Annotated in this window: 11 protein-coding genes; 4 read left to right on the top strand and 7 right to left on the bottom strand. The window is 46.1% G+C overall.

Going from position 1 to position 10,000, the window contains the following annotated elements:
- The 5 genes from LDL40_RS13755 to ccoG form a co-directional block, all read right to left on the bottom strand.
- Positions 1-334: hypothetical protein (locus LDL40_RS13755; protein ID WP_300995951.1), on the bottom strand; the 334-nt coding region annotated here is incomplete at its 3' end.
- 143 nt (positions 335-477) lie between these two features.
- Positions 478-1,125 carry a thiol:disulfide interchange protein DsbA/DsbL gene (locus LDL40_RS13750; RefSeq protein ID WP_300995950.1) on the bottom strand — a complete coding sequence of 216 codons (648 nt, stop codon included), beginning with the start codon at positions 1,123-1,125 and terminating at the stop codon, positions 478-480.
- 16 nt (positions 1,126-1,141) lie between these two features.
- Entirely contained in the window at positions 1,142-1,777 is a 636-nt protein-coding gene (locus tag LDL40_RS13745; RefSeq protein WP_300995949.1) for a thiol:disulfide interchange protein DsbA/DsbL, read from the bottom strand.
- A gap of 47 nt (positions 1,778-1,824) precedes the next feature.
- Positions 1,825-2,805 carry a serine/threonine protein kinase gene (locus LDL40_RS13740; protein WP_300995948.1) on the bottom strand — a complete coding sequence of 327 codons (981 nt, stop codon included), beginning with the start codon at positions 2,803-2,805 and terminating at the stop codon, positions 1,825-1,827.
- A gap of 77 nt (positions 2,806-2,882) precedes the next feature.
- Positions 2,883-4,301 carry a cytochrome c oxidase accessory protein CcoG gene (gene ccoG, locus LDL40_RS13735; protein WP_300995946.1) on the bottom strand — a complete coding sequence of 473 codons (1,419 nt, stop codon included), beginning with the start codon at positions 4,299-4,301 and terminating at the stop codon, positions 2,883-2,885.
- A gap of 415 nt (positions 4,302-4,716) precedes the next feature.
- Here ccoG and LDL40_RS13730 point away from each other — a divergent pair, with 415 nt between their 5' ends.
- Positions 4,717-5,085: a hypothetical protein gene (locus LDL40_RS13730; protein WP_300995945.1), complete on the top strand. Its 369-nt coding sequence runs from the start codon at positions 4,717-4,719 to the stop codon at positions 5,083-5,085.
- Between the two features lie 294 nt (positions 5,086-5,379).
- Here the strand turns inward: LDL40_RS13730 and purT are convergent, their stop codons facing one another.
- Entirely contained in the window at positions 5,380-6,564 is a 1,185-nt protein-coding gene (purT, locus tag LDL40_RS13725) for a formate-dependent phosphoribosylglycinamide formyltransferase (protein ID WP_300995944.1), read from the bottom strand.
- Between the two features lie 121 nt (positions 6,565-6,685).
- On the opposite strand from purT, the gene LDL40_RS13720 reads away from it, so the two are divergent.
- From LDL40_RS13720 to LDL40_RS13710, 3 genes are all read left to right on the top strand, one after another.
- Positions 6,686-6,883, top strand: coding sequence for a cysteine-rich CWC family protein (locus tag LDL40_RS13720; RefSeq protein ID WP_300995943.1), 198 nt, complete (start codon positions 6,686-6,688; stop codon positions 6,881-6,883).
- 182 nt (positions 6,884-7,065) lie between these two features.
- Positions 7,066-8,235: a benzoate/H(+) symporter BenE family transporter gene (locus tag LDL40_RS13715; protein WP_300995942.1), complete on the top strand. Its 1,170-nt coding sequence runs from the start codon at positions 7,066-7,068 to the stop codon at positions 8,233-8,235.
- A 1-nt stretch (position 8,236) separates the two neighbouring features.
- Positions 8,237-8,872: a GntR family transcriptional regulator gene (locus LDL40_RS13710; RefSeq protein ID WP_300995941.1), complete on the top strand. Its 636-nt coding sequence runs from the start codon at positions 8,237-8,239 to the stop codon at positions 8,870-8,872.
- Positions 8,873-8,944: 72 nt separating this feature from the next.
- On the opposite strand, the gene LDL40_RS13705 is transcribed toward LDL40_RS13710, so the two are convergent.
- Positions 8,945-9,742 carry a peptidylprolyl isomerase gene (locus tag LDL40_RS13705; protein WP_300995939.1) on the bottom strand — a complete coding sequence of 266 codons (798 nt, stop codon included), beginning with the start codon at positions 9,740-9,742 and terminating at the stop codon, positions 8,945-8,947.
- Between the last annotated feature and the right edge of the window lie 258 nt (positions 9,743-10,000).

Below are 10,000 nucleotides of genomic sequence, written 5' to 3'. Positions count from 1 at the left end.
GCAGCACCGCAACACTAGCCGGATGCTCTGCATCCAGATGATTCAGCATATGCTCAAACCAGTACAGTCCTTGCTTTAAGGTGGTCTGGCAACGACGCCAGCGATGCTGCTGTGCATAAGCTTCAGCCAGATTCTGAATGGAAACAGACAAGCAAAACGTAGGTAATGACGCCTCTTCACGGCTTAGCTGTGGTGGGCAATGCACAAAAGCACAGTGATACCAGATAGGCCAGACATCGGAAATAGCCTGTCGATAAAAGCTGGCAGCGGCGGCCCAATGCTGTTCTGTAAAAGCCTTGTTACCCTGAGCTATGAACTGTTGCCATTGTTCCATACGACTTCCCCAATTGAGAATTGATGTCATCTAGATTATTTTAATTGAGAATAGTTCGCAACAAATTCAAAAAACTGTGAAAATAAAAAAACCGGCTTTTGTTCACAACGCCGGTTTTTGCTCAGTATCGACAGAAGTAGCTGTTAGTCTTTTTTCGCTAATAAAAATGCCACCAGCTCATTGAGCTCCTGCTGAAAATTCTCCTGGCTTAAACCAGCGAACTTTACCAGATATTTACCATTGACCAGCAGTGTTGGTACACCACGCAGCACCTTAGCTTCAGAATAATGATCCTGACTTTGCTTCATCTTGTCGACTTCAGCCACTACGGCAGGATTTACCATACCAGCATCAAACAACATTGCAGGAATACCATTCACCACCATCAGGTTACGGATGTCATGTTCGTTACTGAAACTGGCTCGCTGATTATGCAAATAATCAAAAATAACATCAGCGATACGGTCGCCCTGACCTGCATTTTTAGCCACCACATAAGCCTTAGCTAGAGACTGTTGTAAGGCAGGAGGAGCGACCTGTAAGAAATCAACATGATATTTAGTCAGGCTGACGCCTTTGGGCAGATTTTTATTCAGGTTTTGTGCAAAAGGCTCAAAGGCTTTGCAATGAGGGCAATAAAATGAAAAAAACTCCAGTACTTCAGCTGTAGCTGTCGCCTTTTCTGCCACCACATCATAATGCACACCTTGCTGGAAAGTGACGGGAGAGGATGCAGAAGCAAAAGCCATTACAGGAGCAAAGACCAAAGCAGCCAGTAATTTTTTTAACATAAGGAGCGCCTTTTAATTAAGATTGGGTCAGCAAAAAGTTGATCAGTTGCTTAAACTCTTCGTCCTGATTTTCGCGACTCAGGCCCTGGTTAAGAATTTTATATTTGCCATTAACAATAAAAGTAGGCACACCAGTTAAGACCCGGCGGGCAGACAAAGCGTCCTGTTCTTTTTTCATTTGTTTGGCACCGCCAGCTACCGTAAAGCTTTTAATGGCTTTGTCGTAAGTATCAGCATCAATGCCAGTTGCCACGACCACAGCTTTAATATCGTCATCATTGGCAAAAGCTTTGCGGTCAACATGAATATGATTAAAAAATGCGCTGGCTACCTGATCGCCTTTGCCCAGGTTTTTTGCCACCAGATAAGCTTTAGCTAAAGTCACCTGAATCTCAGGCGCTGCGTGTTGTAAAAAATCCACATGCATTTTTTTTAACTCAACGCCTTCAGGTAACTGCTTAGCCAAGGCCTGAACTTTAGGCTCATAACCAAAACAAGCCGGACAATAAAAAGAGAAAAACTCCTTCACTTCAGGCTTAGCTGTGGCTTGTTCTGCAATCACTTCGTAATGTTTACCTTCTTCAAACTGAGCGGCAAAAACGGCCACAGGTAATAACAAAGCCCCTACTAACAACGCTGTTAACTTTTTCATTATTCGAATGTTCCTTGGAATAAAACTGGCACTACTCTAACAAAATCTTACCATTGCGGCATCAAAGAAAGTGGACTCTGGTCACAGAATTTCAGCTGTTCATCCAAGGCCCGCAGTTGTTGCTGCCAATATTGGTCTGTGCTGAACCATGGAAAGTTCTGCGGAAAAGCCGGATCGCTCCATCTTTTCGCTACCCAGGCCATATAGGATAAAATCCGCATTGCCCGCAGAGGTTCAATCAGCCTGAGTTCTTTATGGTCAAAATCACAGTATTGTTCATACTCTTCCAGCAATAACGACAACTGATAAGTTTGTTCGGATCGATCGCCGTTGAGTAACAACCATAAATCCTGTATCGCCGGACCGTTACGGCTGTCGTCAAAATCCAGCAGCAAAGGTCTGTCGTCATGCCACAATAAATTACCTATGTGGCAGTCGCCGTGCACCCTGCGGATCTTTTCCGGCTTATACAAAGGACCGACCTTGTCGCATAATTGTTGCATCATGGCCTGATAATCTTTTTGTAACGACGGCGGAATAAGCCCGGACTGCAGCAAGCTTTGTTGGCTGTCGAGCAAAAAAGTCTGGTGGTTAATCGTAGGTCTGTGTAAAAAAGATCTGGCCGCGCCAACCTGATGCACCATGCCTAAAAAACGGCCCAGTTGCAGCATTTGATTTTCATTGTCTGGTTCTAAAGTACGACCCCCACGGCTGGGAAACACGGATAAATAGAAGCCACCAAAAGGCAATACGCGCTGCCCATCGCGCTCAATAGCTTCTGCCACTGGTACTTCTATTCCAGCCAGCTCGCTCACAAACTGATGCTCTTCGTTTAATTGCTCTAAGCTCCAGCGTTCAGGTCGGTAAAACTTCACCACCCAGCTGTTACGATCCTGATCGCGAAACTGACAAACTCTGTTTTCAAAGCTATTCAGCTGCAATAAGCCTGAACTGACATCAAAACCATAATGAAACAAGGCATCCAGCATTAGATCCGGACTTAAGGTAGAAAAATCAAAAGTGCTCATGGAATTCCGTTTGGTCAGTACTGCCCATCCCAAAAAAATAGGGAGCCGAAGCTCCCTAGTCTAACGCTTTTATTCTGTTAGCGCCCTGAAAAGAACTTACTGCCCTGAGTCAGACGGACATCAGGCTCGTCGCTGTCTTGCAGCACAAACTCGATTTCCAGTACTGGCCTTTTCGCATCAACAGGATCCAAAGACAAGCTGATCGGCAGGTTGGCTGTTTCACCACCTTTGATCGTCAATTCTTTTTCACCTAACCACTGGGCGTCATCCAATCCTTGTACCGACAGCTGGTAGGTTTGTTCCAACTGCGATTTATTAATAACCTTTAGGGTGTAGGTGTTTTCAATCAGCCCTTCGTCGGTTTCACGGAACAAAGAACCTCTGTCACGCACTATGTCCATCACCACAGGTTTACGCACCACTAAGGTCCAGGCAAAAGCAGCGCAAACGGCCACCAGCACCAAAAAGTATCCGACCAACTTGCCCCTGATGACTTTGGTGGTTTTGCCTTCCAGGCTATGTTCAGTGGTGTAACTGATTAAGCCTTTGGCGTAGCCCATTTTATCCATTGTGTCGTCACAGGCGTCGATACAAGCCCCACAGTTAATGCATTCGTACTGTAAGCCATTACGAATGTCGATGCCGGTAGGGCAGACATGCACACATAAATTACAATCGATACAGTCACCTAAACCTTTGGCTTTATAATCAGTGTCTTTACGGGCACGTGGACCACGGTTTTCACCCCGCTTGGCGTCGTAAGTGACTGTAAAAGTGTCTTTATCAAACATAGCGGATTGGAAACGGGCATAAGGACAAATGTGAGTACACATAATTTCGCGCATCCAGCCCGCATTACCATAAGTACAAAAGGCAAAAAACCAGACCGATACCGCAGCCCAGAAACTGGCTTCCAGAGTGAAAAACTGGATAAATAGCTGGTCAATAGGGGTAAAGTAGCCAACAAATATCAGAGCTGTAAGTACTGAAAAGGCCAGCCAACTAAAATGGGTCAAACCTTTTTTCATGACTTTACTGAAGGTCCAGGGCTCCTGATCCAACTTCATGCGCTGATTGCGGGTGCCCTGAAATTTCTCTTCAAACCACATAAAGATAAAGGTCCAGACCGTTTGTGGGCATAAATAACCACACCAGACCCGACCATAAAAGGTGGTGACAAAAAACAATGCAAAAGCACCGATCACAAAAATCCAGGCCAGAATAGTGAAATCCTGCGGCCATAACGTCATACCAAAGATGTAAAATTTCTGCTCAACAATATCGAGCAAAATGGCCTGCTGACCATTAAACTGCAACCAGGGCAGCAACATAAATGCTGCCATAAACACAAAACCAATATTACGTCTTAACGTTTGATGCAAGCCCTTCACCGCTCGAATATAGATGCGGTCTCTAGGGTTGTATTTGGCTTTTTTATCCGGGTCTGGTTTGTGCACCTCAACCGGTATATTTTTAATATCTATTTTGTTATCCACGCCTTTTCCTCACCCACTGCTACGACCCCAAACAGAGTGTAGCAGGCTGTTGAATGCAGCTTGTTGATACAGGACAAACCCAGCTTTGTTCTGTTACCCCCAATATCTCCACCGGTCTGCTCTGGGCTGAGGTGATCAGGAGAAACCAAAGCTATAGGATTTTATCCTGTGCTGCTTTGTTATGACCTTTGAAGCTACTGCAATAATTGAACCAAAGAGCCATAGTATATAACACTATGATCCTTATTGAATTTTAATCTTAGGTTCAGTTTAACTCTGTCAACATTGTTGACAGTACCGGATACTTTGGTTGTGCAATTGACAGTGGCATCAGGTTATGGCTGTGTTATACCAAATAAACCTGAGTATAAATTTCAGGCAGTTGAGTCCTATCAGGTGATGTGGAGTAAGGCTAATGCGTAATTTTTTACTGCTTTGTTTACTAATTGTCAGCACCCTGACATTTTATGATCACCCAAGAATACTGCCTTATTCAGAGCCTGTATTGCATTGGTTAGCTGAGCATATTTCCTTACCGGGTGCTCAGTCCGACTCAGTAGTCACCCGAAAGATCCAAAAGGCCTTTTATGCCATAGGCCAGGATTACGGCACAGGTCAACAAGAAGCTTTGGCTAAAGCGGCACAGGATATCAACAACCTGCTGCAGTTTCGCCGTGACTACTGCCAAAATGGTGATTTTCATCCGGCTTTATTTGGCGACGCCATGCAAAGAGCTTGTGATGTGTTAAAGCAATATCCGAAGTTGGAGCAATTTCAGCAATAATAGCCTGGTGACTATCTGACCCAAAACGCGGATTCAGCACATCCAACTAGTCTGCAGATGATGGTCCGATATACAAATTCAGTTAGTTGTAGTTCTATCCACTCTGAAGCCAAGGATTAAAAACCTGTTTCTTTAAAAAGTACTTATTGCACTGCTGTTTTGTGCAACAGGGACCTGGCGGCCCCTGTCAATTCTGCGCTCATAGAACTGGCTCTACATTTGGGTCTAAAGCTGTTCAGCCAATAAGTGTAGTGGTCTGAGAAAACCGGACTCCACTTTGGCTGGTCCACACAGCTAAAGCACATCAACCCTAATTTGCGCTATCACATCCAGCGCTTTTTGTTTGGCCTGTTCGACATTGTCGCCCAATGCCAAAGCCACACCCATACGGCGCTCGCCTTGTACTTCAGGTTTCCCAAACAGCCGCAGGTCGGTGTCAGGTTGTTGTAAAGCCTGAACTAAATTACCGTAGCTAATTTGCTGTGAATGACCAGGAACCAGCAATACAGCTGAAGCGGCCGGGCCATACTGGCGAATAACAGGAATTGGCAAACCTAAAATAGCGCGGGCATGCAGCGCAAATTCTGAATAGTTTTGTGAAATCATGGTCACCATGCCGGTGTCGTGTGGCCTGGGCGATACTTCGCTAAACCACACTTGCTCGCCTTTAACAAAAAGCTCGACACCAAACAAACCAAAACCACCCAAGGCTTCAGTGACTTTGGCGGCATACTGCTGGGCTTTTTCTAAAGCCACAGCTGACATAGCCTGAGGCTGCCAGGATTCGCGATAATCGCCTTTTTCCTGACGATGGCCTACAGGCTCGCAATACTGAGTGCCAGAAATAGAACGCACTGTTAATAAAGTGATTTCATAATCGAAGTCGATAAAACCTTCGACTATCACCCGGCCTTTACCAGCCCGACCACCTTCCTGCGCATAAGCCCAGGCGGATTCTAAATCGGCATCGGATTTCAGCACCGACTGGCCCTTGCCAGAGGAGGACATAATAGGTTTAACCACACAAGGGTAACCAATATGGGCCACAGCAGCTAAGTAGCTGGCTTTATCATCGGCAAAACGGAAAGGCGAAGTGGGCAGTTGTAATTCTTCAGCTGCTAAACGGCGAATGCCTTCCCGGTTCATGGTTAAATTGGCCGCTTTAGCGCTTGGGATCACGGTAAAACCCTGTTGCTCCAGCTCTACCAGTGTGCTGGTCGCTATAGCTTCTAATTCAGGTACGATCAGCGCTGGTTTTTCTTTGATCACAATTTGACGTAAGGCCGCACCATCGAGCATAGAAATGACATAACAACGGTCTGCCACCTGCATAGCCGGCGCATTAGCATAGCGGTCGACCGCTATCACTTCGCAACCTAAACGTTTGAGTTCAATACATACTTCTTTACCTAGTTCACCACTGCCTAACAACAGTACTTTGGTGGCGTTGGCGGCGCCTGGGGTTCCAATCTGGCTCATCTGCAGCTCCTTAAATCAATGCTCAGGAGCATAACAAAAATCATCAGCCAACACTTAATGATTTCAGCCCAAAGTTTGGCGCTGAGGTATAGTAAAAAGGCAGCCAAAACAGAGGTTTTATATGTCAGAGCAACTATGTCCTTTATGCCAGCAAGCCAATTTATGTAAAGCAGGCACCGCTGAACAAAACCAATGTTGGTGTATGACACAGCAGTTTCCGGCTGAACTGCTGGCGCAAGCACCGGATCAAAGCAGCTGCATTTGTAGCCAATGCCTGCAAAAATTTAACGCTGAACCAGATATTTACCATCCAGCCTAATACAACATTATCTCTTTGAATGAAATTGTTAACGACCCAGGGCAAGCCCCGATAGAGATTCGTCTGGCATTCAAGACGGGTGGGGACAAGCCCGGCCCCTACGGATTTATTCATTACTTCACTTGAAATTTGTATACAAATTAATTTAATGTATTCAAAAATTATATTTCAGGTGAATTTTCATGTGGCGCGACTTTAGCTTATCAGCCCTGGCTGCTGGTTTTGTGGCTGTATTAGTGGGCTTTGCCAGTTCTGTGGCTATAGTGTTCCAGGCTGCGGCAGCAGCAGGCGCTGATCAGGCCGTGATGGCGTCCTGGATTCTAGCTTTGGGCTTAGGCATGGGGATCACTTGTATTGGCTTGTCTTTGTATTTCAAAGCTCCGGTATTAACGGCCTGGTCTACGCCAGGAGCAGCCTTATTAGTCAGTAGCTTGCAGGGCCTGAGTTTAGCGGAAGCTGTAGGAGTATTTATCTTCGCTGCAGCACTCAGCTTGTTACTTGGTCTGACCGGTTGGTTTGAAAAGCTCAGTAATAAAATTCCGCTGCAAATTGCTTCCGCTATGCTGGCCGGTATTTTATTTAACTTTGGGTTGTCGATATTTACCTCCCTGCAGCAGGACCTGTATTTAGTCGGACTGATGTGCGCTACTTATCTGATCGCTAAGCAGTATCAAGCCCGTTACGCTATTCCGTTAGTTCTGGTCGTCGCTGTGCTTTATACCAGTCTGCAAGGCCAACTGAGCATGGCACAGGTGCATGTTGACTGGCCCGCTCCCGTTTGGATTTGGCCGGAATGGTCAATCAGTGCACTAATAGGCGTGGGTTTGCCGCTATTTATTGTCACTTTAACTTCGCAAAATATTCCGGGTTTAGCTGTATTCAAAAGTAGCGGATATGACCTGCCGGTATCACCACTGATCAACGCCAGCGCTTTAACTACTATAGTGCTGGCACCACTGGGCGCCTTTTCTATTAACCTAGCAGCTATAACTGCAGCTATCTGCGCCAGCCCGGAAGCTCATTCAGATCCGGCCAAAAGATACAGTGCTGGTGTGGCTGCCGGGATTTTTTATTTACTAACAGGCTTGGCTGGCGCAGCTGTTGTGGCGTTATTCGCTGCCTTTCCCACCACGTTGGTCACAGCTTTGGCTGGCCTGGCTTTGCTTGGCACTATTGGTACAAATTTAGCGTTAACCACTCAGGCTGGGCCTGACAGAGAAGCGGCTGTAGTGACGCTACTAGTGACAGTGTCGGGCGTTAGTTTTTTCGGTATAGCCTCAGCCTTCTGGGGCTTAGTGGCCGGCCTGGTTTGTACTCTCGCCTTAAAGTTACCGCGGAAAAAGGTGGCTTAATATGACCAAAGCCAGTTTGTATCAGCAATTAAAGCAGGATATCCGGCAGGGTGTCTGGCCCGCAGGATCTGTGCTGAATCAGCAAAAGTTATCAGAGCATTATCAGGTCAGCCGTATCCCGGTGCGGGACGCGTTGCAGCAGCTTAAAGCTGAAGCTTTAGTGGTGATGGCAGGCAAAGCCAGTTTAATGGTGCCGCCTTTAACAGCAACTGAAGCTGAAGAGTTATATCAAATCCGCTTGCAGTTGGAACCTATGGCATTACGCCGCGCATTTCCCCAGCTCACTTTTAGTTTGCTTGGCCAGGCCGAAGATTTATTGCATCAGATTGAGCAGGATCAGCATTTATCCGCCGCAGACAGAGGTGCGCTCAACTGGCGGTTTCACCTGACGTTATATCAGGCCAGCCATTGCCCACATTTACTGCGTTTACTGCACAGCCTGCACCAGCAAGTAGAACGTTATTTAGGCTTTCAGGAAATCAGTCTGAATTATGCAGATACCAGTCATCAGGAACACTGGCAGTTGCTGGAATTATTGCGGAATCAAGACTTAGATGCTGCCATAGCTTTACTACAGCAACATATTCAACAAGCAGGTGAGTTGTTAACCAATCACTTACGACAACAGCCTGCCTGATTAAGCGGAACTATAGGGGCACGGTTTATCCGCGCCCTTCTTTAATCCAACAGAATTCCCAACCTATTCAGATTAAACCTTACGGCGACGCCAGAAGGCCAGGCCAGCTAAAGCCAGCAATAACGCTGAACCTACAGAACCACCACCACCTGATGAGTCGTCACCAGCATTCTGCCCCGCCTGAGTATTCAATACAGGATTCAGATTAGCAGCTGTTGTCGGGCTGTCATTGATCACTGTGATACGCTCTATTGTGACCAGATTGCTGGCGGTTACAGCCACGTTATTGGCCAGATCTGTAGCGCTGTAATTACGCAGAGGCACTCCGGCAAAATTGCCAGTGTTAGCACCAGGTATGTATAAATCCTCAATACTGTCGAGGATAGACATACCAGTTCCGGTAATTACACCAAATACGGTATAACCGCCATTTTGGCGATCCAGGTTTTCAGAGAAAGCCGGATTAGCGTTGTTTTCCAGGTTCACAAACCATTGTCTTTTAGCGCTGTGTTGGTCACCCGCTACTTTCGCCATGGCAACAGTACCACGAACATTTGATAGTTTTGGCTCGTTTTGTACCGGACTTTTTTCTGTCAGCGGAGTAAAAGGATTGGCATTGTTACCACTGTAACGAAAGCCCCCAGCCTGCACCACAAAGTCTTTTACTGTGCGTCGTATCACAGTGTTGTCATAGGCGCCTTCTTTTACATAAGACAAAAAGTTTGCCACGTTTTTTGGTGTAGTTTGGTCAAACAGGTTGATTTCAAAATCACCCATATTGGTTTCAACTAAAACAATAGTAGCAGCGGCATTATGGCTGACAGCTAAAGCAGCGGTAAAAGTTGCCGCAAGTACAGATTTTTTCAACATGTTATGGTTCTCTGATTATCAAGTGCACCGACTTTAATCTAACAGCCGGAGTTCAATCCAGCGGCATTACAATTAGTAACGAACTAAGCAATTTTGTTAACCTTTTTACGAACTGTTTTAACCTGAGCGCCAGCTGCAGACGGACGTCTTTTTTTCTTATACGCAGGTTTTTGCGGAGCGGCTGTTCTGGCGATTTCTGCAGATACCCTTGCTTGTTGTACTAAATTGCAGATCTCTTGCTGCAACTGCGCCATAAAA

The organism is Rheinheimera sp., from assembly GCF_020217005.1.
GTDB lineage: Bacteria > Pseudomonadota > Gammaproteobacteria > Enterobacterales > Alteromonadaceae > Pararheinheimera.
The sequence above is the reverse complement of the archived record's forward strand: the minus strand, read 5'-3'. Positions and strand labels throughout refer to the sequence as shown.